We start from the raw sequence: 23,914 nt of genomic DNA on the forward strand, positions 1-23,914 counted from the left end.
CACGTATGACGGAAATGCCTGATCGCATCGTTCTGTTTGATGGCATCTGCAATTTTTGTGACGGAGCTGTTCAGTTCATCATTAAACATGATCCGAAAGGCTTATTTTCCTTCGCTTCTCTGCAATCCGACATCGGCGGGGAGCTGCTCAAGAACCATCAGCTCCCAACCGATCATTTTGACAGCTTTATATTGATCGATAACGGCCGCATCTACCAAAAATCGGCGGCGGCGCTCCGCGTGCTGAAAAACCTTTCAGGTCCGTGGAAGGCGGCGGCCGTCTTTCTAATCGTGCCGCGCCCGCTTCGCGACGCCGTCTACAGCCTGATTGCGAAAAACCGCTATAAATGGTTTGGCCAAAAAAATGAATGCACGATCCCGGGACCAGAAATCAGAAAAAGGTTTCTATCCTAAAAAAACCGGAGCCTCTGGACAAATGTCCATGTTCCGGTTTTTTTTAGCCTAATCCGCCTATACAGGCAAGCTGGCCATCATGCTGTTGTAAAGCTTGATGACAATATAGATCGTTCCAATCAAAAATGTAAACCAAAACAACAGTTCAAACATCACAAAACCGATGAGTGAAAAAAATGACAGCGTACCGTGAATCGTATACACGATATAGACAAAGTAAACAAGTGTCGCCAATACGAGAATCGCTGCAATTCCTATCGCATATTGGACAAAAATAAAGGACAAAAGGCTCGCTCCGAGATAAATCGCGGAACCGGCCCTGATTTTCTTCAAGTTTGCCCCTTCAGGATCCTTGGCAAAAAATAAAAGCGAGAGTTCTGTTACCGTATTGGCAATCAGCTTGAGTGCGGAAAACACCATAAAAAAGACAAGCGCAAACACGATAAATAAGGCCATTCTAATACCGCTCTCAGAAAAAAACTCAAGCATCCCTTTATAAATACCGAAGGATGACAGGACCTGCATAGCATACATCACGGAGGAAATGGCCAACGATGAACTAAAAAGAAGGATTGCAATAAACGGGAAAAAACCTGATATATACGTATTTTTCATAAAAAAGACCCTTTCTGATATGTTCCATCATTCATTATGTACGACTTAGTACCTGTTGACAAGAATATTTTCCATTATTTTAATCTAAGTTTATGTCAAGGGACATGCAGGATTCTTCACAAATTCGCCAATTACCTGTAAAGTATTACTTGTTGACTTTATCAATAGATCGCGAGGAATCGCCATTGAAAAAAACATTAAAGCTGCAGACACGGTTAACGATCTTTGTCTGTGTTGTTGTCTTTATCTCTTTATTCATCACTTTTTTTATGATTGGCGCGGAAACCGCACGGGATATCCGCGAGCAGGAGCAGACGATCGCGCTCCAGACGGCGAAGATGGTCGCTGAAGCTCCGATTACGGCGCAGTCGCTTGAAAGCGGCCGATACAAAGAGCTGCAGCGCTATACACGCCGTGTTCAAGCAGCGACAAAGACCGAATTTGTCGTCGTCATGGACATGAACAGCATTCGAAAAACCCATCCGGATCCCGACAAAATCGGAAAGAAATTTGCGGGCGGAGATGAAAAAGAGGCGCTGAAAGGCCATCAGCATATCAGCACGGCGAAAGGTACGCTTGGTGAATCACTGAGAGCTTTTGTTCCCGTCTTCAATGAAAAAGGAAAACAGGTCGGCGCCGTTGCCGTCGGCATCACTCTTAACGAAATTGAGCAGATCATCGAGCAAAATCTTCGGCCTTTATATACGGTCATTGTCCTCAGCATCTGTGTCGGCATCATTGGAGCCGTCATCGTGGCCAGAAAAGTGAAAACGATCATGTTCGGCATGGAACCGTATGAAATCGCAACGCTTTTGAACGAGCGGAGCGCCATGCTTGAATCGACCAAAGAAGGCATTCTCGCCGTCGACCAAAACGGAAAAATCAAGCTTGCCAACGCGGAAGCAAAACGCCTCTTCAAAAAAATGGGGATCGATGAAAATCCGATTGATCGGGACGTGAGCGAGCTTCTGCCAAACACCCGGCTGAAGCAGGTCATTAACACCCAGCAGCCGGTCAATGACCGCGACGTTAGGATCAACGGGCTTGAGCTTGTCTTTAACGAGGTTCCGATCCATTTAAAAAAAGGAGACATCGTCGGGGCCATTGCTACATTTCGCGACAAAACCGAGGTCAAACACTTAGCTGAACAGCTTTCTGGCGTTAAAATGTACGCAAACGCGCTCAGAGCGCAATCCCATGAGTTCATGAACAAGCTTCATGTCATTCTTGGACTTGTCCAGCTGAAAAATTATGATGAGCTTGGCAACTATATTAAAGACATCGCGATCTATCAGCAGGCCGAAGCGAACGAAATTATCAACCACATTAAAAATTCCGTGCTCGCCGGCTTTTTGCTTGGCAAGCAAAGCTATATAAGAGAACAGGGTGCCGTCCTTGAAGTCCATTGCAGCACAAGGATTCCGAATGCCGCAAACACTGCGGTGATCCACGACTTGATCACCGTCATCGGAAATCTCCTCAACAATGCGCTGGACGCCGTCTCCTCTGCTGACAAAAAAAATATTTCGATTTCTTTCCGGTATCATGACGGCCTTCTGGACATTGAAGTCACAGATACGGGTATCGGCTTATCGCAAGAGGAGCAGGAGAAAATGTTTGATCAAGGCTTTTCAACAAAAGGCGCCAACCGCGGATTCGGACTTTATTTTGTCGAGCAAGCCCTGGAAAATGTAAACGGACATATTGTCGTCACGAGCGAAAAACATGAAGGAACGACATTCAGTCTCCGCATACCGTATGAACCAAAGGAGGATGACTATGATTGATGTATTAATCGTTGAAGATGACCCAATGGTGAGAGAACTGAATAAGCGCTACCTCAGCCAAATCGACGGCTTTCAGTTAAAAGGCGTCGCCGCTTCTTTCAGAGAGGCTCTCTCCGTTCTCAGAGAGGAGCACATCGATTTAATTCTGCTTGACATTTATATGCCCGGCAGAAACGGAGTCGAACTGTTAACGGAAATCAGGCGGCAAAACAAGGCCGTCGATGTGATTGTCATCTCAGCGGCGAGCGAGATGGACGTTGTGCAAAAAACGTTGCGCTTCGGAGCTGTCGATTATTTAATCAAGCCGTTTGAATTTGAACGGTTTCAGTCCGCACTCACCGATTACAAACGGAAACAGCACCTCTATTCAAGCAACCGGAACATCAGCCAAAAAGAACTGGATGTCGAGCTGTTCCAAAAAAAGCGGACACCGGAAAAAGTCCATTTGCCAAAAGGGCTGACAAAAAGCACGCTGAAGCTTATTTGGTCAAGCATCAAATCGTTTGACAGCATGACGTTCACGACGGAGGATTTAGCCAAGCACACCGAAATTTCGCAGGTTTCCATCCGCAAATATTTGAAATTCCTTGAGGAAATCGAAGTATTGGATGTGGAAATGGCCTATGGGACCATCGGAAGACCGGTATTCCAATATAAATTAAATACCAATGACATGAACGCGATCAATCAATATTTATAAATCCTCCTCCCCTTTTTGCCATCAGGCGGAAGGGGATTTTTCGCGGGATCGAAAATAGATTGATGGAATAAGAGGGCATCTCTATTTGCCCGGACCTTAATTGAAGATAAAATTTTTGCGAGGGCGGCAATGTTTTTACCACTTTTATGGTATGATGAAAAAGTCTTGTTAGCAAATCATGACAGGAATTTTATTGCAGATGCAGTTTAAATCGTATACAATTAACTATTGTTTATTTCTATATTAATCGGCTTTATTTAAAGGATGCGAAAACATTGAAAAAATCTATCATACCTTCTTTGATAACGATTGGAAACTTTGTTTCAGGCTTGTCTTCAATATTGCTGGCATTCAGAGGGTATTTATTTTTAGCGATTATATTTGTGATCATCGGCGCCATTTTGGACAGCCTTGACGGCATGGCGGCGCGGAAATTAAACGCCGTCAGCCTGTTCGGAAAAGAGTTGGATTCTTTGTCTGATATTATTACGTTCGGTGTCGCTCCGGCTATTATTACATATTCGATCGTTTTTCATGATGCTCCGGTTCTGGGCCTCCCTTCTACACTATTATTCCCGGTCTGCGGGGCTCTGCGGCTGGCCCGATTTAATATTCAATCTGAGAACCAAACTTATTTTACGGGGCTGCCCATTACCGCTGCCGGCACCATTTTGGTGTGCCTCAACCTTTTATGGGGGATTATCGGCCCAAAAACGGTCATTATGTTCTCTTTATGTTTGTCCTATCTCATGGTCAGCAAAATCAGAGTCATCAGTTTAAAAGGGAAAAATCTATTGAAGAAAGTGAGCTAGGATTTCATGGAGTTGGCAAAAGAATTAATTTCCCACTACGGGTATTTTGCGATATTCGGCATGCTCGTGCTCGGCATCGTAGGCCTTCCGATACCCGACGAGGTGATGATGACATTTGTCGGGTATCTGTCTTCTATACATATCCTAAACTATGAGCTGTCGCTGTTGATCAGTTTCTCCGGTGCGTTGTCGGGGATGATCATCAGCTATTTTTTAGGGAATAAAATCGGCAAGCCGCTGCTTGACAGATTCGGTAAATGGATCGGTTTAACGCCGAAAAGATTGGATACTGTTCACCACTGGTTTGATAAATACGGTCCGTGGACGATTGTGTTCGGCTATTTTGTTCCCGGCATTCGCCATGTCACATGCTATTTGTCCGGAATGAACGAAATGAAAATGAAAAGGTTTCTGATATATGCCGGTTCAGGAGCTTTAATTTGGTGTCTCGTTTTTATTACGATCGGCTATACGCTCGGCGTTATATAAAAGCAGGCTGCTTTTTACCGATGACAACAAAAGGAGTGAACAGCTTGAAAAAGCGGCTTTACCGATGTTTGATTGAATTGACAAATAAAAAGAAAGTTTCAACGGCATTGAAAAGATTTGCCCAGTCAAAGCTCAGCAAACCGCTCATCCCCTCCTATATCAAAACCTTTCGTATCAACACCGAAGAAATGCTGGAAGACGTCGGCTCTTTTAACAGTCTGCATGAGCTGTTCATCAGAAAGTTGAAAAACGGAGTGCGCCCGCTTCCCTCTGATCCAAACAGCCTGATCAGTCCGGTGGACGGGGTTGTTGAAGAATGGGGCACAATCTCTTCCGACAAACAGTTTATTGTGAAAAATAAGCCTTATTCTCTGGAGGAAATGATCGACAGAGATGAAGTCGCAAGCCGCTATATAGGCGGAACATATATCATCATCTATTTAAGTCCGAGAGACTACCACAGAATCCACAGCCCGGCCGACGGGACGCTTGAAAAGCAATATTCATTGGGAAGCGCTTCATACCCGGTGAACACCATCGGTTTGACATATGGAAAATCGCCGCTGACGAAAAACCACAGAATGATTTCCGAATTCAGGCATCAATATGGTTCAGCCTTACTGGTGAAGGTTGGCGCGATGTATATTAACTCGATCGTCATGCTGTCGAATTCAACTGAATGGCGGAAAGGAGAAGAAATCGCTTATTTTTCGTTCGGTTCAACCGTTATTCTCCTGTTTGAAAAAGACACCTTTGTCCCCGCTGAGCGCCTCGCCCCCTCACTGAAAGTCAAAATGGGAGATGTGCTGGGCTCTCTGACAAAGCGGACTTCGTAATCCCCCGAAAACGACTTCGGGGGATTTTTTAATCTTCACTTTAAAAAATGGGGCCAAAAGCTCCCCATTTAAGTCAAAATTCCTATAAAATATGCTGATTCAGCAAAGAAAACACCCTTTTCTCTCTTTTATTTAATTATCAATCACTTATTTTAATTAAAAAAACGCACAAAATTGACACTTCTCTTCTACAATTGAAACCATACAAACATGGGGGTGTTTTTCATGGAAGCAGCAAAAGATTTGAAACCGATTACAAATCAGAATGATCAACAAAATAAAAATATTTTCCAAAAATTGATCAGCTGGAAGGTTGGTGTGATTCCCTTCCCGCTGTACATTGCGCTCGCACTGATTATTTTTTTGGCAGCCTATTTCAATCAACTGCCGAATGACATGCTCGGCGGCTTTGCCATCATCATGATTCTCGGAATCATTCTCGGGGATGTCGGACAGCGCATTCCGATCTTGAAAGACATCGGCGGTCCGGCTATTCTATCGTTGTTCGTTCCTTCATTTTTAGTCTTTTTTAAAGTGTTGAATCCCGTTTCTTTGGAAGCGGTTACCACACTGATGAAGACATCGAATTTTCTATATTTCTATATTGCCTGCCTTGTAGCGGGAAGCATTTTGGGCATGCATCGGACGGTTTTGATTCAAGGGTTTATGAGAATGTTCGTTCCGCTTTTGGCCGGTACGATCGCCGCTGTGACCGCCGGAATTCTTGTCGGCTTTTTATTTGGCTACAGTCCTTATGAAGCATTTTTCTTTATCATTGTGCCGATTATCGCCGGCGGCATCGGCGAAGGGATCTTGCCGCTTTCTCTCGGCTACTCGCAAATATTGGGCCAGTCTCATGAAGCGTTTGTATCACAGCTGATTCCAGCCGCTATTATCGGAAACGTGGTGGCGATTATCGCCGCAGGCCTGATGAAAAAACTTGGTGAAAAACGGCCGGAATTAAACGGGAACGGACGCCTCGTCAAATCGAAAAAAGATCATGAATTATTCAATCAGAAAGAAGAGGAAGCTAAAATCGATTTGAAATTAATGGGTGCGGGCGTCTTGATCGCTTGTTCATTCTTCATTTTCGGCGGCCTGGTATCCAAGTTCATCGCGATTCCGGGAGCAATTTTAATGATTATCTCCGCAGCCCTGGTCAAATACGCGAAGCTTCTGCCGGCGAGCATGGAAAAAGGCGCTCACCAGCTTTACAAATTCATGTCCTCAAGCTTTACGTGGCCATTGATGGTCGGACTTGGCATTCTTTATATCCCGCTTGATGATGTCGCATCCGTCATCTCGCTTCGCTTTATCGCCGTTTGTGCTTCTGTCGTAATTGCGATGGTGGCATCAGGATACTACGTCGGAAAATTAATGAACATGTATCCTGTAGAATCAGCCATCGTCACAGGCTGCCACAGCGGACTTGGCGGAACCGGGGATGTCGCGATTCTTTCAGCTTCAGGACGGATGGGGCTCATGCCTTTCGCGCAAATTTCAACGCGTATCGGAGGTGCGTCCACCGTCATTGCGGCGACTATATTATTGAAGCTTTTCACCTCGTAAAAAGCGCATAAAAAAACAAAAAGGAGTCTGATCTATACGATCGGATTCCTTTTTTGCTTTCAGCGTTTTTCAACTCTGATATATTCTCTCGGTTTAAAAGGGACGCGTTCATTCGTTGTGAAGCGCATATCATCGGTCCCTGTTTTAATCGGGGTGTAATCGCCGCGGTACTGCCGTTTTTCGGCGGCTTCTGCATCGGCTGGAGCCTCACGGGTCATTTCCCTGTTGATCAGAAACGCTCCCGCAAAAAGCGAACAAAATAAACTGCAGCTGACAAAAGCTTTTCTTTTCATCTTTCATCACCTCAGTTTTCAGCTTGTTCAAAAAAACTTTCCATTATACAAATCGTTCATTTTTTGTTAAAATTGTTTTCAGGTTCATAAGACCGCATAAACAGCAAACCTTTTGCGATCATGCAGCCGATTAAAATTTGAGTTATAATTTGTCTAGGTCACCAGCTCTAAAAAAGTACATAACGTTTGAAAATTTTAGTATGGATCAGAATGTATTTATACATGCTACCTAAGGGAGGTTAACGATGACGTCTTTACATATTGCTATTTTATCGCCTTTTGCACTCGCTTTCTTGATCCCGCTCTTGGCGAAATACGCCCGGAAGATTCATACGGGATGGTTTGTCCTGGTACTTCCTGTTCTCTTATTTATTTATTTTTTCCGTATGATCGGGATGACGGCCGATGGCGGCACATTAAAAGCCGTCATGGAGTGGATTCCGTCCTTCGGGATCAATTTCACCGCTTATGTCGACGGCCTCGGACTGCTGTTTGCCCTCTTGATAACAGGGATCGGCTCTTTGGTTGTCCTCTACAGCATCTACTATCTGTCTAAAGAAAAAGAACAGCTCGGACCGTTTTACGTTTACCTGCTCATGTTTATGGGCGCAATGCTCGGAGTTGTTCTTGTTGATAACGTCATTGTACTTTATCTATTTTGGGAATTGACCAGCATATCCTCTTTTCTGCTTATCGGCTATTGGTACAAGCGGGAAAAATCGCGCTATGGCGCAACAAAATCGATGCTTATCACGATTTTCGGCGGTCTGGCGATGCTCGGGGGCTTCATCCTGCTTTACACGATAACGGGTTCATTCAGCATTAGAGAGATGATCGGCCAGGTCGATCTCATCTCGGCCAGCGGCTTCTATATTCCCGCACTCGTGTTGATTTTAATCGGCGCCTTTACAAAATCGGCGCAATTTCCATTTTATATCTGGCTTCCTGATGCCATGGAAGCGCCGACACCCGTCAGTGCCTATCTGCACTCCGCTACAATGGTAAAAGCGGGTATTTATATTGTCGCAAGATTCACACCAATCTTCGCTTTTTCGGGAGAATGGTTTTGGATTGTCTCAATTACGGGGATTGTCACGCTGTTCTGGGGCTCTTTCAATGCGGTCAAACAGACTGATTTGAAAGCGATTCTCGCATTTTCGACGGTCAGCCAGCTCGGGATGGTGATGTCGATGCTTGGCGTCGGCTCCGCCGCATTGCACTATCAAAACTTTGAATATTACATGGTCGCGGTTATCGCCGCCGTCTTTCACTTGATCAACCATGCGACATTTAAAGGCAGCCTGTTCATGGCCGTCGGGATTATCGACCATGAAACAGGAACGAGAGACATCCGCAGGCTCGGCGGTTTGATGACGGTCATGCCGATCACCTTTACGATCACGCTGATCGGCGCGTTTTCGATGGCCGGACTGCCGCCGTTCAACGGTTTTCTGAGTAAAGAAATGTTTTTCACCAGCATGCTCAGAATCACGGATTTCGGTCTTTATCATGCCGATACATGGGGTGTCCTGCTTCCTGTTTTGGCATGGATCGGCAGCGTGTTTACCTTTATTTACAGCATGGTTTTATTTTTCAAAACATTCACCGGAAAATATCAGCCGGAAAAACTGGAGAAAAAAGCGCATGAGGCTCCGCTCGGCATGCTGATTTCGCCGATTGTTCTCGCCTCTCTCGTTGTGATTTTTTTCTTTTTCCCAAACATTTTGTCGTACAGCATCATCGAACCTGCCGCCGCATCGATTATGCCGACCCTTTTGGGCGATGATGAGAAGTTCAAAGTTCATATATACATGTGGCACGACTTTTCACCGGAGTTCTTCATGACGGTCGGCGTCGTTGTCCTTGGAGTTCTCGCATATTTGACCATCAGCAAATGGAAAAAAGTCTATGGTCTGTTCCCGGAAAAGCTGACGCTGAACAAGCTCTATGACAGCTCCCTCACCGGCCTTGAGAAAAGCTCCAACAGGTTGACCAGGGGATATATGACGGGTTTTCTCCGCGATTATCTTGTCTATGTTTTCGTCTTTTTTATTGTTCTCATCGGCGGCTCGCTTGCGATCACAGGAGGCTTTTCATATGACGTCAAAGGAAATGCTTCAATCGGCGTGTACGAGCTCGTCCTGTCGATCGTGATGATTGCCGCGACATTTACGACCGTTTTCGCGCGGTCAAGGCTGACGGCGATTATCGGACTCGGTGTCATCGGCTATACGCTCGCTCTATTCTTTGTCATTTTCAGAGCGCCGGATCTGGCGCTGACACAGCTGATTATTGAGACCATCTCCGTGGCGCTGTTCTTGTTGTGCTTCTACCATTTACCGAAGCTCAGATTCAAGCCGAAGTCGGCAAAATTCAGGCTGACCAATGCCATCGTCTCGATCGGAGTCGGTGCGGTCGTAACGCTTCTGGCTTTGTCGGCAAACAGCCAGCGGACGCTGGACAGCATTTCGGCTTTCTTTATCGAAAACAGCTATAAACTCGGGGGCGGCCATAACATCGTCAACGTGATTTTGGTCGATTTCAGGGGATTTGATACATTGTTTGAAATTACCGTCCTTGCCATTGCCGCGTTAGGCATTTACGGAATGATCAAGCTAAGAATGGAGAAAGGGGGAGAAGAGCATTGAGAAAACACGAGACAAATGATGTGATCCTTCAAACGGTTACGAAGATCGCCGCCTTTATTATTTTGCTCTTTTCTTTCCACATTCTTATGGCCGGCCATAACGATCCCGGTGGAGGTTTTATCGGCGGTTTGATGACCTCCTCGTCAATCGTGCTGCTATTGCTCGCCTATGACTTAAAAACGGTGCGGAACATTCTCCCCATCAACTTTATTTATGTGGCCGCAACCGGATTATTGATATCCCTCAGCACGGGGATCGGTTCTTTTGTCTTCGGCGCTCAGTTTCTCTCGCACGCTTTTGATTATTTTGATCTTCCGCTGCTTGGGAAAACGGAGCTTGCCACCGCCGTATTGTTTGATATCGGCGTGTATCTCGTGGTGGTCGGCGTGACCATGACCATTATTCAGACGATTGGAGAGAGAGAATAATGGAAATTTTAATGTCTTTTATCGTAGGGATCCTATTTATGGCAGCGACTTATTTAATGCTGTCCAAGAGCCTTCTGCGGGTGATTATCGGAACGGCCGTTCTCAGCCACGGCGTCCACCTTCTGTTGCTGACGATGGGAGGGTTAAAAAAAGGTGCTCCGCCCATTTTAAAAGAGGGAACGGCATCATATGTCGATCCGCTGCCGCAGGCTCTGATATTAACGGCCATCGTTATCGCTTTCGGTGTGACATCATTTCTTTTGGTCATGGCCTTCCGCGCCTACCAGGAGCTGAAAATGGATGATATGGATCAAATGAGGGGAAATGATCAACATGAATAATCTTGTAATCCTGCCAATTCTCATTCCGTTATTGGCAGCCGCTTTGCTTATCTTTATGAACAAATCGATAAAACTAATGCGTGTATTCAGTGCCATATCTTCCCTTGCAGCTGTGATTGCGGCAGGCTTCCTCGTGCAAACCGTGTTTACAGACGGCATCCAAACGCTGTACGTCGGCGGCTGGAAACCTCCGTTTGGGATCAGCCTTGTCGCCGATCAGTTCGCGAGCCTTCTCGCATTCACAACGGCCATCATCGGATTTCTGACCGTTCTTTATTCGTTTCGTTCCATCGGGGAAAAGCGGGAGCGCTTCTTTTATTATCCCGCTGTCCAATTCCTCCTGGCAGGCGTCAGCGGCGCTTTTTTGACAGGAGATTTGTTTAACTTGTTCGTCTTCTTTGAAGTATTGCTGATGTCTTCTTATGTACTGATCGTCATCGGGGGAACGAAGATTCAGCTGCGGGAATCTTTAAAATACATCGTTTTTAATATCATTTCTTCCGCCCTGTTCGTCATTGGAGTCGCTTATTTATACGCTGTGACGGGGACCTTGAACATGGCGGATTTGAGCGTTCGGATCGCTGAATCCGGCCAAACCGGACTGATCACCGTCATCGCCGTATTATTTCTGATCGTTTTCGGTCTGAAAGGCGGGATTTTCCCGCTTTACTTCTGGATGCCGGGTTCATACTACGCACCGCCTGCGCCAGTCTCGGCTTTGTTCGGAGCGCTCCTCACCAAAGTCGGAATGTACGCGATCGCAAGGGTGTTTACGCTGATTTTCACACAAGATGCCGCTTTCACCCACCAGCTGATGGTCTGGCTCGCGGCACTCACCATCATCTTCGGCGTGATCGGCTCCATTGCATATTGGGATGTCCAAAAAATCATCATCTACAATATCGTGACAGCGGTCGGCGTGATCCTTTTGGGGATCGCCGCCAATACACCGGCGTCGATCGAGGGGGCCATCTATTATCTGATTCATGATATGATCATCAAAGGAGCGCTGTTTATGCTTGCCGGAACGCTCTTTGCGCTGACCGGAACACACAACCTGAAAAAAATGAGCGGACTCATCAAAAACCATCCCGTCCTCGGCTGGATGTTTATGATGTCCGCCGTTTCATTGGCCGGAGTCCCTCCTTTTAGCGGATTTATCGGCAAGCTGAAAATCGCTGAAGGCGGATTTTTAAGCGGAGAGTTCGTCATCACACTGCTCATGCTTTTATCAAGCTTGCTCGTATTATATTCCGTTATGAAAATTTTTATTAACGGCTTTTGGGGTGAGGAACGGGAAGACGCCCCGGCGGCAAAACCGCTCAAAAGCTACCTTTATCCGGCGGCGATACTGCTCTTTCTGTCCCTTGCCATCGGAATCGGCACCGAGTTTGTCGCACCGTATTTTCATCAGGCGGCCGACACGCTGGTCAACCCGGAAAAATATATTGAAGCCGTTTTGAAGGAGTAGATCGCATGGCATTACAAATCTTGTTGAATTTTATTCTTGCGTTATGCTGGATGTTTTTAAACAACGACTACACCGCTGCCAGCTTTATTATCGGTTACGCGATCGGATTGTTCACGCTCTTTTTGATGAGGCGTTTTTTCCACCGCCGTTTTTATTTGATTAATATATGGGCGATTGTCAGGCTGCTGTTTATTTTCATGAAAGAGCTGATTTTAGCCAATGTGGCCGTTCTGAAGACGATCCTGTCGCCAAAGCTGAAAAATAAACCGGGCATTTTCGCGTTCAAGACAGACCTTAAAGAGGACTGGGAAATCACGACTTTGGCGAATCTGATTTCGCTGACACCCGGCACGCTAGTCGTCGATGTCTCCGATGACCGTTCGATTCTTTATATTCATGCGGTTGATATAGATGATGCCGAAAAAGCCATCAGCGACATTCGCGATTCATTTGAAGAAGCCATTAAGGAGGTAAGCCGCTGATGTTTGAATTTATTTTGCAATTGTCGCTCGGTATTCTGGCGGTCTCCACTTTGTTATACGTCCTGAGGGTCATTAAAGGACCGAGCATCCCGGACAGAGTGGTGGCCCTTGATGCGATCGGCATCAACCTGATCGGAATTACGGCTCTCGTCTCCATCCTGTTAAATACGACGGCCTATTTAGAGGTTATCCTCTTGATCGGTATTCTTGCCTTTATCGGGACCGTTGCCTTTTCTAAATTCCTTGAGAAGGGAGAGATTATCGAAAATGATCGAAGCCGCTAAATTGTTGATCGCTTTTTTCATTTTATTGGGCGCGTTGATCTCCCTGGCCGCTTCTTTTGGGACATTGAGGCTTCCTGATGTCTATTCGAGAATTCATGCCGCTTCTAAAGGAGCCACATTGGGAGTCATCGCTGTTCTCCTCGGCGTGTTCTTTTATTTCTGGCTGCTACACGGCATCATTACAGCCAAAGTGCTGCTCGGCATCGTTTTTGTCTTCCTGACGTCTCCGGTGGGCGCCCACCTGATCGCCAGGGCCGCCTACAATACGGGGGTTAAAATGGAAGAGAAAAGCGTGCAGGATGATTATGAAGGCTATCGGAATGTAATCGGCAAAAAGAAGGAAGATTCACATGTATAAAGAAAACTCGCCGTTTGGCGAGTTTTTTTACAACGTATCGTTATGATGAAGGCCGCTGGATGACCGCCATCGTACACCTTGAAATGCAAATGAGCCGGTCTTGTTCATCGCGGATTTCAATGTTGAACACCATCGTCGTTTTCCCGACATGAAGAGGGGTTGCGACAGCTTGAACGGTTCCGTCCTTAACGGACTTGATGTGATTGGCGTTTATCTCAAGTCCGAAGCATGCCTGCTGTTTTGGATCGATATGCTGATATGCTCCGATGCTGGCGACCGTTTCGGCAAGCGCGACAGATGCGCCTCCGTGAAGATAGCCAAAAGGCTGTCGCGTCCGTTCATCAACAGGCATAACGGCGACACACCGTTCCTTGTTGCATTCCGTCAGTTCAATCCCTAAAGCTTCGAGAAGTGTGTGCTTTGTCTCCACTCTACAAGTCCCTCCTTGATTACAGTACACCTTCGGATTTCGCGATCAGCACAGCCTCGGTCCGCGAGCCGACATTCAGCTTGCTGAATACCGACGTCAGACTGTATTCAATCGAGCGCTTGCTCAAATGGAGGGCATCGGCAATCTCCTGATTCGTATAGCCTTTTTCAACTTCTTTCAGAATCAGGCATTCCCTTTCTGTCAAAAGCTCGTGCTCGGTCTGCTGGCTGTTTGTCTTCGTCTTTTGCTGTGTAATCAGCTGTTTAAAATAATCGTAGTCGACGACAATTTTATTGTCCAACACCTGGTATATGTACTCGATGATCTTTTCTTTTGATTCCGTCTTGCTGATCGCACCGTGCATACCTGAACGAATCGCTTCTTCAAAATAATCTTCCACCTCATATCCGGTATATACGATAATTTTGCATGATGAACAGGTCTCAAGGATTTTCTTGGATAGGTCCATTCCGTTGATTTCACCTAGATTCAAATCCATTAAGATCAGGTCATACGCAGAAAAATCATGGTTCGTCAGAAATTGTTCGCTGGCTTCAGGGCTGAGGCAATCGACAATGAAGTCCTGATTTGTTTCAAGAATTGCCTTCGTCCCCTCCATAACAGCCGGATGATCATCGATCACAAGTAATCTTCTCATAATTTCCTCCCTTTTGCGTTACCTTGCCCTATCACCATTTTATAGAAAAAACTTGGCAGATGCCAAGCAAAATCGTTAACGAATCATTACAATTCCATTTCAATGACGACTCTGAATCCTTTCCCTTCTGCCGTTTGAATATCCAGGTTTCCATTCAATGCACGGACGCGCTCGCGAATCCCTGACAGCCCCATGCTTGCGCTGTTTTGATAAAGCTTGTCCTGATCGACGCCGATGCCGTTGTCCTCATAATGCAGCACGACTTTTTCCTTAATGCAGACAAGCATAATCAACACCTCAGTAGCTTTTGAATGCTTGACCGCATTGCTCAAGAGCTCCTGGACAATCCTGTACAGATTGAGCTGTGTATCGAGATCCAATACCTTTGTAAACTTTTCCGTATTCAGGCGGATTTTTTCAATCGCCGAAGATTCACGATGCTGTGCCGCCAGTTTGGAAAGCGCCTTAACAAGGCCTAGATCATACAAGAGCTGCGGCCTCAGCTCCTGGCATGTTTCCCTTGTCGTCTGGATGACGGTGGACATTTGCTCATTCATATTGATCAGCCTTTGCCGGATTTGATTCGTACAGACTTTATCTTTTTCAAAATCGGCCAGAAACATCTCGCCCTGATGCTTCAATGAAATCATGTCCTGCAGCACTGAATCGTGCAAATCACGTGCCAAATCAGACCTTTGCTTTTCCTCGATCGCAAACATCAGCTTGTTCAGCCAAGCCGGATTCGGCCCTTCTTGTTTGACATTTTCCAGATGCTCCATCAGCTCGCCGATCTTCAGCACGTTTTCCAAGGACACGCTCGTATAAAAGGCCAGCGTCTCCAGCCAGGAAATCTCATCACGGGTCAATCTAGGCGTGTTTAAAACCGACAGGCACAGCATCACATACGACGTTCCGCCCCGCTCCCCGATTTTAATCAAAAACCCGCGGTCGACTTCGACGATTTTGCCGATTTCGGTGATGACCTTGGCGACTTCTTTTTCATACGGAATCCAAGGGTACTCTTCCGTTTCTCCTTCGAGTAAGGAAATTGATCCATTGTTTTTGACCCTCAGTACATGCGCCTGACTGACAACCAGTACATCTAAAATGGTTTGCTTCAATTCCAACAGAACCTGGTTTAAAGATGTGAAGGAGCGAATCGTTTGTGTGAATTTAAAAATGCTGTCTTGATAATTGAACTTCTCCGAGAACCGCTTCAGACGGAAGCGGTAGTCTAAGATTTCTTTTAAATAGAAGACTCCGAGCATGAGAAGATAAATATAAACAGCTAATCTTAAATCATAATAATCACCTGTTTGATATTTCATTAACTTAATAGACGATATCAGAATTATTGTCGGAATAATTGCTAATAACCCATAGTATTTTAATCTTCCTACCAAAAACTCTACATCATAAATTTTATTAGAGATAAATTGATAAACTAAAGAAAATGGTATAATTAATATACATGGAGCAACTACTGCCGCAGAATAAATATAATCACCAATTAATAAAATTGGAATAACAAAAAACACTACAAAAGGGAAGACTCCAAAGAAATTTCCCAACATAAGCATTTTCAGAAAATATATTTGTTCATTATGCTTATACTTAATTAAACCATAAATAATAACTGCGTAAACTAAAGCAATTCCAATAAAAAACGAAAATAAATTGATATATGTTATAGGCTCTTCAAGAATTCCAAAAAGATCATATAAAATTTCTATTACGATGTTTAGGATTGGCAAGATATAAAGCAACAACATTTTATTGCTGAAGAATTTTTCTCCAACTTCTTTGAAATATTGAAGTATAAAGTGATAATAACTAGCAGGTATGGATAAGAAAGTTAACAAATTTAGATATCTACTAAATTTATCACCTCTTGATACGCCGCCAATACTAACATATGCTATTGAAATTACGAGTAAAAATAAAATCAACAAAAAAGATGATGTTTGTTTTTTAGTTTTATTTGATTTTAAGATCAAAAAAACACATAACATACATAATAAATAAAATACAACCGGAATTAAAACAGTAAATAAGATATCATAGCTTATAATAGTTTCTCTAGTATCAGTAGTAATGATTTCTCCGTTTCTTTCAATCGACAATGAGCGAACGTCAGACAGAATACTTTTCTTTGGTTCATTTGTAGATGGTTTTTCGTTATTTACTTCAAGAATGATATCTCCAGATTGTAAACCGGTATAATCCGCTAAGGAATCTTTCTCAACATATTCAACAACAAGCTGATTTTTAGAATTGTACTCTAAATATGCACCTACAAACATGTTGTTATAGCATAGAAATACAACAAAAACAGTATAAATAAAACTAATAGCAACTAAGGCGACCGAAATCAATTTCAACGAAAACTTCATTTTAAACGTCCTAATTTTAAATTTATCCCCAAACAGGAACTCTTCTTCCAATAGATTCCCATTCTTTAAAACCTTCTACTATACTTAGTATTTGATCTTGATCTAGTCCAATCAAGCTGGCATTTCCCTTAATAATCTGTTCTAAAACCTCTGGATGTTGGATTAAATAACTTACAATCTCCTGCACGATTTATTTTAATCCTCCCTTTCAAACTTATTTAAAATCAAAGAAACCAGTTTTTTCTTCTCTTTCTCTCCCAGTTCCAACTTTTCGATTCCTTTTTTAAACTTCTGAATAGCAAGCTGGTTCATGACATACATATATTGGGTGACGCCTGCTTCTTTCAATTTCTCTTTATAGCATTTTATTTCTATATCGGCAATTTTATCCTTGTATTCAAATATTTTTAACAAATCAATTGAAGCTTGATTAAATTTTCGTGACAAATATAAGTATGCGAGCGTTCTTTTCTTTTTAGCGATGTCGCTTTTTGAATCATAAAAAAGGGCCTTAAAATCGTTTTCGATTTGAAAGGCGATCCCGAGCTGATAGGCGTATTCTTCAACTGTTGGATTGAATTCTCCTGTGGCTAGAACCGTCCCCAAAACGCATGGTATAACAATTAGCGAACCAGATTTTCTCTGGATCATATCAAGACATTCTTCTTCAGTGGCGGGCTTATCACTAAGATCGTCATGCTGTCCTTGCGATGATTGCAATACATATTCCATCAGCTTATGCACAAACAAAGGATCATTTGAAACAGAACTGATTACTTTGATGCTGAGGGTGTAAAGAGCCGTCGCCGCGTTCAGGGCGATTGAGCGGTTCGCCTTCATCCAAGGTGCGTCAAAGCTGTCTTCATCCTCCAAATCATCGAAAATATCAAAAGAAAGGATCAGCAGTTCAATTCCGGCTGCGAGCGTTTCTGCCGCTTTGGTGTCCGTGCCGCCGAAACTAAAGTAATGGTAAAAAACAAGCTCGGCGAAAGGCAACTGGTCCTTTGCATCTACAAAGGAGCGTAAAGTCTGATTTAAGTCGGGATTGGGAATGTCATCGTCTATAAAATGATTCATTCTTTGCTTGATTTTGTTGCGGTCTAGACAAAAAAGCTTAGAGATGGTGCTCACTCCTTTCTTAATATTTTACTAAATCAAATTCCCGATTGACAGAGCATTTTTTTTATTTAACAATTATATAATAATTTAACCTTTTTTTGGTTTTCGGCACAAAAAAAAAGACTTGTCTGAAAACAAGTCTTCTTAAGAGGATTTCAAATATGTGTATTTGTCGTATTGATCAATGCTTTTGTTAATCTTGCGCAAGGAGTCCTTTGTTTCTCTGATTTCATTTTCCAGCCGCCAAAGCAATTGCTTTAATTCTTCAATTTGTTGCTTTTCCACCGATTCCACACTCCTTTTGGAAGATCAATCAATTTGTGTATAGTGAACGAGTCATAGGTATTTGATCTGTTAATACAAGTTTAAAGGGAATTGGTCTCTTTTTCACCGAAAAGTTGCCCTTCTATTCATGCGTTACACCGCAAACTTTCAATAGACCATAACACCTATTTTACACGATGTGTCAATGGTACTCAATTCCTAATGAAACATAAAATTTTTAATTGATTTATTCATTTTCAAATTTTACATTCCGCTAAACCCCTATATATATCATGTCTGGAGGTGAAATCTGTTCGCTTTATGAGTGTAGAACGAAAGTATGACCTTTCCTCCAATAGAAAAACTTAAGATATTGCGGCACGCAATGACGGGTACAACACCGAAAAAAACGCAAAAGACCCCCGCGCAAATCCAAGCCGAAAAAAACCATTCGTCCGGCTCACACCGCAAAAACCGCAATTGGACCCGTAAAATGAAAGAAAGAGGTGTTCAATGTGTATCCTCCATACTGTTTTCCGTATCATTATTACCATTGGCGTCCGGTCTATCCCGAAGTCGAAACAAGTACATTTCGCCGTTCCGCGAAAGATGCGGGCAATCTCTTGGCCGACGGCCATACGATCTTAAACAGGCTTTCTTCCTCCAGGGATCTGGCTCATAAAATCATGACCGCCGCCCAAAGCTCCCAAAAGGAAACCGTTATTTCATTGCTCAGGCAAACCGGCGTCCGGAGCGGGCTTGATGCATCCTTTAATCCGGACGGCATCACGATCATGCTCATCAACCCCAACAGTCGGATATTTTTGATTTTGCGCTGGTCTTAAATCAAAAAAAATTCCGGCCTCTTCTTGGAGAAGAGCCGGAATTTTTTGTTTACAAGATCTTATGGCACCAGTCAATGGCTTCAAGGTAGCATCGATATGCGTCCTCTTTTGTGATGCCTTCTGATTCAGCTGCATCATTCCATTCATTTCGTTCGATCGACTTCGCAAGCCTTAAGATTTTCAGGTAATCGTTTTCTGTGCCGAGCAAAGCTTGACCTACTTCCTCTGTCAGCGGCAGTTCATTGACGACTTCTTTCAGCTCTTTATGCAGCAGCGTGTCAATAAATGAGAACATGCCTGTCAGCAAATAGGCTGACGGCTGGGAGCGGCGTGTTTTTTTCGCCAGCAGTTCACACAGCTTGGCACGGATCAGCGATATTTTAACCACTTCGTTTTTGCTGGAATTTTGCTTCTTCGTTAAATCTTTAAAAGAGAGGATGAAGATCCATCTTTTAATTTCTTTAAACCCAAGCAGCACGATCGCCTGGCGGATGCTTTTGATTTTTTGCGTCGGCCTGTTGGCGGGAGAATTCAAAAGCCTCAGCAGCTGATAAGAAAGCGACAAATCCCGCTCAATGATATTCGTGACCTTTTCAATATCAGGCTGATCTTCACTCAGCTCGTGAAGCAATTCGTAATAGGCATGAAAATGGTATGTAATATCGTGGCCGTCAATGACAATCGGTTCGCTGAAGAAATAGCCCTGAAACAGATGAAATCCATCTTTTGCCGCCTGTTCATACTCTTTTCTCGTCTCCACTTTCTCGGCGAGAAACATCAAGCGGTGAGCCCGGCACGACTGCAAAATGCTCCGCCTTTCCTGCTGCGTCGTTTTGAAAAAATCGACCTTCAAAATATCGACGGACTCCAAAAGCTGGTGAAGCAAATCGCAAGTGACGAAGCGCTTTAAACAAACATCATCCAAGGCGATCGTATAGCCGAGTCTTTTCAATTCCCTGCAATTTTGAATCAATTCAACGGTGATCGGCACATCTTCAAGAATTTCGACTACCAGCCGGTCCGGATCAAAATAAGTCGGCAAACCTGATGCCAAAAGACCCTCTGTAAAATTCACGTAATACTTTTTGCCCTCAGTTAACTTATCGATTCCTATATTTAAAAAGCTGTTAATCATTAATTCCGTCGTCGCTTGGTCACCATCTATACCAGAGTAAAAGTTCTCTTCACTTCCTCTGTATAAAAGCTCATATGCGACAACTTGCTCTTTTCGGTTAAAGATTGGCTGTCTGGCAACAAATACCCTCATTCATCTTCCCCCTAGCGGACTGAGGCGCCTTTGCTCTTCAGTGATCAATGAGCGGATTTTGCCGGATGGATAAACCGCTCAAAATGCGTATTGAAAAACAGATAATCCCCGAAGAAATTATCTGTTTCAATCCCGAGTTATGGTAAAAACTATCGTTTACAGAGTCAGCTTTGATCTAGACCTTTTTTCGCTTTCATTTTGGCTTCGTGAATCTGCTGCATTTTGTTATTCCAGCATGCTTCACTTAAATCGACCGGATATTCCTCAGGCTTGCTGATCCGTTTATACTCTTCCCAAAGCAGATTAAGGTTCTCCTGGACATACAGCTTAATGTCTTGAATGCATGGATTGTCATAAACAAGCTTGCCTTTTTCAAAGATCGGTTTGTGAAGGTCTTTGGCATCAAAGTTCGTCACAAATTTGCTGATAAACGTGTGAACGGGATGGAACATTTTAAGCCGTTCCTGCTCATTGACCTTTTCGTAGTCCAAAGCGATATAATCCCCTTCAGAATGGTGGTTCAGCTGATTGATGATTCTGTATACCTTTTTCAGGCCCGGGGTCGTCACCTTTTCCGGATTTGAAGAGATTTTAATCGTATCGGTCATTTCACCGTTTTCTTCGATGGACACGAGTTTGTAAACCGCTCCGAGCGCCGGCTGATCATAAGCGGTGATCAGCTTTGTTCCGACGCCCCAGACATCGATTTTCGCCCCTTGCGCTTTCAGATTCATGATCGTGTATTCATCAAGATCGCTTGATGCAACGACTTTTGTATCCTTAAATCCGGCTTCATCAAGCATGGCTCTCGCTTTCTTGGAAAGATAGGCAAGGTCGCCGCTGTCAAGGCGGATTCCCGAAAATTCAATTTGATCGCCGAATTCCTTTGCTACTTTAATCGCATTGGGAATGCCGGAACGGACCGTATCATATGTATCGACCAAAAAGACGCATTTTTTATGGGTTTCCGCATATTTTTTAAAAGCTGTGTATTCATCGCGATAAGCTTGGACAAGCGCGTGTGCATGCGTACCCGAGACTGGAATGTCAAATCGCTTGCCGGCGCGGACATTGCTTGTCGCATCAAAACCGCCGATAATCGCCGCTCTTGCTCCCCACATCGCGGCGTCCATTTCATGCGCCCGCCTTGTTCCGAATTCAAGCGCCGTTTCATCTCCGATCACACTTTTGATTCTGGCCGCTTTCGTAGCAATTAATGTTTGGTAATTCACAATGTTGAGCAAAGCCGTCTCAATCAGCTGCGCTTCAGCCAAAGGCGCTTCGATCCTCATGATCGGTTCATTGCCAAAGACAATTTCACCTTCCTGCATGGAATAAAGCGAACCGGTGAATCTCATATCTTTTAAAAAGCCGAGAAAGTCATCCTTAAATCCCAGCTGTTCTTTTAAATACGTTAAATCGCTTTCAGTAAACCGGAAATCACGCAAATATTCGATCGCCTTCTCCAAGCCGGCGAATACGGCAAAGCCGCTGTCAAAAGGGAGTTTTCTGAAAAACAGCTCAAATACCGCTTTCTTTTGGTGAATGCCGTCGCGCCAATACGTTTCCGCCATATTAATTTGATATAGGTCTGTGTGTAGTGATAGACTGTCGTCTGTAAACCGGTGTTCCAACCTTCATTTCTCCTTCCTCAATCTGACACTGAGGCTCCCAGGGTGTTTGCAAAATGAGAAAGAGCCCAGTTGTGTCCGTCCGGGTTAAAGCTAGCCACTGCTTTTTGATGAATGACAAGGTCAAACCCTTTATTGTAAGCATCTACTGCCGTATGGAGCACACATATATCCGTGCAAACACCAATTAAGTGCAGCTCTTTAATATCCCTTTCGCGAAGCTTGATCTCAAGATTTGTCCCCGCAAAAGCAGAATACCTTGTTTTTTCCATGTAGTAAACATGGTTGTCGTGTGCGTGTTTTTGATAAAGCGTTTCAAGATTTCCGTACAAGTCTTTCCCTGTTGTCCCTTTCACATTGTGGGATGGGAACAGGCGGGTTTCCGGATGATACGGATCTTCCGCATCGTGCGCATCGACAGCGAACACGACATAGTCCCCGTTTTTAATAAACGCTTCCGTCAGCCGCACGACGGCGTCTTCAATTTTCTGTCCGGGTTCTCCGCACGTCAGTCTGCCGTCAGAGGCAACAAAATCGTTCGTATAATCTATACAAATAAGAGCTTTTTTCATTGCCGCCCTCCCTGCCTTTTGGATGATAGATAACATTATACCTTATCTATAAAGACAAGTGAATGGCTTAAAACGAGCGAAAACCCTTGATAAGCCGCGCCACAAGCGGCTTATCACGTTTTCAGAAAAAAACAAAAGCTAGCGCCAGACGCCTACTCTTTTAGCGTCGAGCGTTCAAATATATCATCTTGAATATAAATCGTTTCCTTCTCCACCGCATCCTTCGACACCAAAATCAGTCCGAGCGGCGTATCCGTCTCATGATCAGATACGATCGAAAATGGGACTCCATGCTTGTTCGCCTCCTTGATGTAGGCCGAAAAGCGGGAGTAGTCGATCTCACCGTTTAATAGCAGCTCGGCATCGGCATGTGCCCCGATCGCTTCAATCACCTCGTTGTATGCTTTCTGGCGGAGCACTTGTCCCTTTGTCAGGGCGATCAGCACCCTTTCTCTCAGCGAACCTAAAAACAGCCGGCGTTCATCCGGTTTTGTCTCGCGTGGTCCGTGCATCCCCTGCTGTAAATATAGATCCATTGATTGATCGCTCACATTCAGACCCTCCAGTTTTATCATTGCTTACACATTTGCGGCTGCTTTTTATCAGTATGCCTTGAAACGAAAGAGCATAAACTGAAGGCTACATTTCCGTCACCCAATGCGCGATTTTTTGGGAAAGCTCTTCAGCGGCCTCTTTTTCTGCGATGTTGGCCAAGGAAGCATTCAGTTTTTGAATGAGTTCCGCCTTTTCTTCTTCATATGAGATCAGCGTGCTCCATTCCAATTGCGGCACTGCCACAAGCGTATGAAACTGCTGTTTGTTTTCATGAAGATATACATCTGTGATCATTTCTTTTTGATTGATGATGTTGGCTTTCCTTATTTTCAACTCTCTTTCACCTGCCCTACCCATCTTTTTTCCCATTATACTATAAAAAACAAACAGCCTCTTTAAAAGAGGCTGTCAGCCGTTAAAGCCTTGTATTCCATCCAAGACATCGGCATCTGTCAGGACCGTATTGCTGATTCCGCTATGAACCACGCTGTAATCGCCTGTTGAAAAAGAACCCGCCCCTCCTCCGGAAAAATCCGTCGATTTCGGGGAAATCGCAAACACATCTCCAAAAAAGGCTGCACTGTCGTCAGCGAGTGTCCTGATCAAAACCGGACCAACGATTGCTGGCATCTTCACACCTCCGCCCACCATTTT

General features: G+C 44.3%; 29 protein-coding genes. 15 read left to right on the forward strand and 14 right to left on the reverse strand.

Annotated features, from left to right (window positions below; all coding sequences use genetic code 11):
- The first annotated feature begins 5 nt into the window (after nucleotides 1–5).
- Nucleotides 6–413, forward strand: a complete 408-nt coding sequence (locus ACINLD_RS19905) for a thiol-disulfide oxidoreductase DCC family protein (RefSeq protein WP_026588563.1) — start codon at nucleotides 6–8, stop codon at nucleotides 411–413.
- A gap of 57 nt (nucleotides 414–470) precedes the next feature.
- Here ACINLD_RS19905 and ACINLD_RS19910 read toward each other — a convergent pair whose 3' ends face one another.
- The gene (locus tag ACINLD_RS19910; RefSeq protein ID WP_026588564.1) at nucleotides 471–1,028 is read right to left on the reverse strand and encodes a YufK family protein; all 558 of its coding nucleotides are present in this window, start codon (nucleotides 1,026–1,028) and stop codon (nucleotides 471–473) included.
- A gap of 185 nt (nucleotides 1,029–1,213) precedes the next feature.
- Here ACINLD_RS19910 and malK point away from each other — a divergent pair, with 185 nt between their 5' ends.
- From malK to ACINLD_RS19940, 6 genes are all read left to right on the forward strand, one after another.
- Nucleotides 1,214–2,815 carry a malate sensor histidine kinase MalK gene (gene malK, locus ACINLD_RS19915; protein ID WP_026588565.1) on the forward strand — a complete coding sequence of 534 codons (1,602 nt, stop codon included), beginning with the start codon at nucleotides 1,214–1,216 and terminating at the stop codon, nucleotides 2,813–2,815.
- Nucleotides 2,808–3,515 (forward strand): response regulator, encoded by a 708-nt coding sequence (locus ACINLD_RS19920; protein WP_026588566.1) that lies wholly within the window; start codon nucleotides 2,808–2,810, stop codon nucleotides 3,513–3,515. The genes malK and ACINLD_RS19920 overlap by 8 nt, the downstream gene beginning before the upstream one ends.
- Before the next feature lie 275 nt (nucleotides 3,516–3,790).
- Entirely contained in the window at nucleotides 3,791–4,327 is a 537-nt protein-coding gene (gene pssA / locus ACINLD_RS19925) for a CDP-diacylglycerol--serine O-phosphatidyltransferase (RefSeq protein ID WP_026588567.1), read from the forward strand.
- A 6-nt stretch (nucleotides 4,328–4,333) separates the two neighbouring features.
- On the forward strand, nucleotides 4,334–4,816 hold the full coding sequence (locus ACINLD_RS19930) for a DedA family protein (RefSeq protein WP_077735486.1): 483 nt from the start codon (nucleotides 4,334–4,336) through the stop codon (nucleotides 4,814–4,816).
- A gap of 44 nt (nucleotides 4,817–4,860) precedes the next feature.
- Nucleotides 4,861–5,652 carry a phosphatidylserine decarboxylase gene (locus tag ACINLD_RS19935; RefSeq protein ID WP_410207132.1) on the forward strand — a complete coding sequence of 264 codons (792 nt, stop codon included), beginning with the start codon at nucleotides 4,861–4,863 and terminating at the stop codon, nucleotides 5,650–5,652.
- A gap of 225 nt (nucleotides 5,653–5,877) precedes the next feature.
- Complete coding sequence (locus ACINLD_RS19940) at nucleotides 5,878–7,221, forward strand: 2-hydroxycarboxylate transporter family protein (RefSeq protein ID WP_409444195.1); 1,344 nt, start codon at nucleotides 5,878–5,880, stop codon at nucleotides 7,219–7,221.
- A gap of 59 nt (nucleotides 7,222–7,280) precedes the next feature.
- Here ACINLD_RS19940 and ACINLD_RS19945 read toward each other — a convergent pair whose 3' ends face one another.
- The gene (locus tag ACINLD_RS19945) at nucleotides 7,281–7,514 is read right to left on the reverse strand and encodes a hypothetical protein (RefSeq protein WP_026588571.1); all 234 of its coding nucleotides are present in this window, start codon (nucleotides 7,512–7,514) and stop codon (nucleotides 7,281–7,283) included.
- Nucleotides 7,515–7,759: 245 nt separating this feature from the next.
- Between ACINLD_RS19945 and ACINLD_RS19950 the strand changes: the two genes are divergently transcribed.
- The 7 genes from ACINLD_RS19950 to mnhG are packed head-to-tail and all read left to right on the forward strand — an operon-like array spanning nucleotide 7,760 to nucleotide 13,526.
- Nucleotides 7,760–10,162, forward strand: coding sequence for a Na+/H+ antiporter subunit A (locus ACINLD_RS19950; protein ID WP_277691571.1), 2,403 nt, complete (start codon nucleotides 7,760–7,762; stop codon nucleotides 10,160–10,162).
- Nucleotides 10,159–10,590, forward strand: coding sequence for a Na(+)/H(+) antiporter subunit B (locus tag ACINLD_RS19955; RefSeq protein WP_277691572.1), 432 nt, complete (start codon nucleotides 10,159–10,161; stop codon nucleotides 10,588–10,590). Before ACINLD_RS19950 ends, ACINLD_RS19955 begins: the two co-directional genes overlap by 4 nt.
- The gene (locus ACINLD_RS19960) at nucleotides 10,590–10,931 is read left to right on the forward strand and encodes a Na(+)/H(+) antiporter subunit C (protein WP_026588574.1); all 342 of its coding nucleotides are present in this window, start codon (nucleotides 10,590–10,592) and stop codon (nucleotides 10,929–10,931) included. Before ACINLD_RS19955 ends, ACINLD_RS19960 begins: the two co-directional genes overlap by 1 nt.
- Nucleotides 10,924–12,402 carry a Na+/H+ antiporter subunit D gene (locus ACINLD_RS19965; RefSeq protein WP_026588575.1) on the forward strand — a complete coding sequence of 493 codons (1,479 nt, stop codon included), beginning with the start codon at nucleotides 10,924–10,926 and terminating at the stop codon, nucleotides 12,400–12,402. Before ACINLD_RS19960 ends, ACINLD_RS19965 begins: the two co-directional genes overlap by 8 nt.
- A 5-nt stretch (nucleotides 12,403–12,407) precedes the next feature.
- Nucleotides 12,408–12,884 (forward strand): Na+/H+ antiporter subunit E, encoded by a 477-nt coding sequence (locus ACINLD_RS19970; RefSeq protein ID WP_026588576.1) that lies wholly within the window; start codon nucleotides 12,408–12,410, stop codon nucleotides 12,882–12,884.
- Complete coding sequence (locus ACINLD_RS19975; protein WP_026588577.1) at nucleotides 12,884–13,168, forward strand: Na(+)/H(+) antiporter subunit F1; 285 nt, start codon at nucleotides 12,884–12,886, stop codon at nucleotides 13,166–13,168. Before ACINLD_RS19970 ends, ACINLD_RS19975 begins: the two co-directional genes overlap by 1 nt.
- A complete protein-coding gene (gene mnhG / locus ACINLD_RS19980) occupies nucleotides 13,152–13,526 on the forward strand; it encodes a monovalent cation/H(+) antiporter subunit G (RefSeq protein ID WP_026588578.1) in 375 nt (124 codons plus the stop codon). Before ACINLD_RS19975 ends, mnhG begins: the two co-directional genes overlap by 17 nt.
- Nucleotides 13,527–13,566: 40 nt before the next feature.
- On the opposite strand, the gene ACINLD_RS19985 is transcribed toward mnhG, so the two are convergent.
- The 6 genes from ACINLD_RS19985 to degQ form a co-directional block, all read right to left on the reverse strand.
- A complete protein-coding gene (locus ACINLD_RS19985) occupies nucleotides 13,567–13,956 on the reverse strand; it encodes a hotdog fold thioesterase (RefSeq protein WP_026588579.1) in 390 nt (129 codons plus the stop codon).
- A gap of 19 nt (nucleotides 13,957–13,975) precedes the next feature.
- The gene (locus ACINLD_RS19990) at nucleotides 13,976–14,614 is read right to left on the reverse strand and encodes a response regulator transcription factor (protein WP_026588580.1); all 639 of its coding nucleotides are present in this window, start codon (nucleotides 14,612–14,614) and stop codon (nucleotides 13,976–13,978) included.
- Nucleotides 14,615–14,700: 86 nt separating this feature from the next.
- Nucleotides 14,701–17,007 (reverse strand): ATP-binding protein, encoded by a 2,307-nt coding sequence (locus ACINLD_RS19995; RefSeq protein ID WP_026588581.1) that lies wholly within the window; start codon nucleotides 17,005–17,007, stop codon nucleotides 14,701–14,703.
- 22 nt (nucleotides 17,008–17,029) lie between these two features.
- Nucleotides 17,030–17,194: a competence pheromone ComX gene (comX, locus tag ACINLD_RS20000; RefSeq protein WP_026588582.1), complete on the reverse strand. Its 165-nt coding sequence runs from the start codon at nucleotides 17,192–17,194 to the stop codon at nucleotides 17,030–17,032.
- 8 nt (nucleotides 17,195–17,202) lie between these two features.
- Nucleotides 17,203–18,084, reverse strand: a complete 882-nt coding sequence (locus ACINLD_RS20005) for a polyprenyl synthetase family protein (protein ID WP_026588583.1) — start codon at nucleotides 18,082–18,084, stop codon at nucleotides 17,203–17,205.
- Nucleotides 18,085–18,270: 186 nt separating this feature from the next.
- Nucleotides 18,271–18,411, reverse strand: a complete 141-nt coding sequence (gene degQ, locus ACINLD_RS20010; RefSeq protein WP_026588584.1) for a degradation enzyme regulation protein DegQ — start codon at nucleotides 18,409–18,411, stop codon at nucleotides 18,271–18,273.
- A gap of 494 nt (nucleotides 18,412–18,905) precedes the next feature.
- On the opposite strand from degQ, the gene ACINLD_RS20015 reads away from it, so the two are divergent.
- Complete coding sequence (locus tag ACINLD_RS20015) at nucleotides 18,906–19,235, forward strand: hypothetical protein (protein WP_026588585.1); 330 nt, start codon at nucleotides 18,906–18,908, stop codon at nucleotides 19,233–19,235.
- Between the two features lie 49 nt (nucleotides 19,236–19,284).
- Here the strand turns inward: ACINLD_RS20015 and ACINLD_RS20020 are convergent, their stop codons facing one another.
- From ACINLD_RS20020 to ACINLD_RS20045, 6 genes are all read right to left on the reverse strand, one after another.
- The gene (locus ACINLD_RS20020; protein ID WP_409444199.1) at nucleotides 19,285–20,502 is read right to left on the reverse strand and encodes an EAL and HDOD domain-containing protein; all 1,218 of its coding nucleotides are present in this window, start codon (nucleotides 20,500–20,502) and stop codon (nucleotides 19,285–19,287) included.
- Nucleotides 20,503–20,666: 164 nt separating this feature from the next.
- Complete coding sequence (locus ACINLD_RS20025; RefSeq protein WP_026588587.1) at nucleotides 20,667–22,136, reverse strand: nicotinate phosphoribosyltransferase; 1,470 nt, start codon at nucleotides 22,134–22,136, stop codon at nucleotides 20,667–20,669.
- A 17-nt stretch (nucleotides 22,137–22,153) separates the two neighbouring features.
- Nucleotides 22,154–22,705, reverse strand: a complete 552-nt coding sequence (locus tag ACINLD_RS20030; RefSeq protein ID WP_026588588.1) for a cysteine hydrolase family protein — start codon at nucleotides 22,703–22,705, stop codon at nucleotides 22,154–22,156.
- A 152-nt stretch (nucleotides 22,706–22,857) separates the two neighbouring features.
- A complete protein-coding gene (locus ACINLD_RS20035) occupies nucleotides 22,858–23,256 on the reverse strand; it encodes a YueI family protein (protein ID WP_026588589.1) in 399 nt (132 codons plus the stop codon).
- An 88-nt stretch (nucleotides 23,257–23,344) separates the two neighbouring features.
- A complete protein-coding gene (locus ACINLD_RS20040; RefSeq protein ID WP_026588590.1) occupies nucleotides 23,345–23,593 on the reverse strand; it encodes a YueH family protein in 249 nt (82 codons plus the stop codon).
- Between the two features lie 75 nt (nucleotides 23,594–23,668).
- Complete coding sequence (locus ACINLD_RS20045) at nucleotides 23,669–23,890, reverse strand: spore germination protein (RefSeq protein ID WP_026588591.1); 222 nt, start codon at nucleotides 23,888–23,890, stop codon at nucleotides 23,669–23,671.
- Nucleotides 23,891–23,914: the final 24 nt, after the last annotated feature.

The sequence above is a fragment of the Bacillus sp. z60-11 genome, from assembly GCF_046464135.1.
Classification (GTDB): domain Bacteria; phylum Bacillota; class Bacilli; order Bacillales; family Bacillaceae; genus Bacillus; species Bacillus sonorensis_A.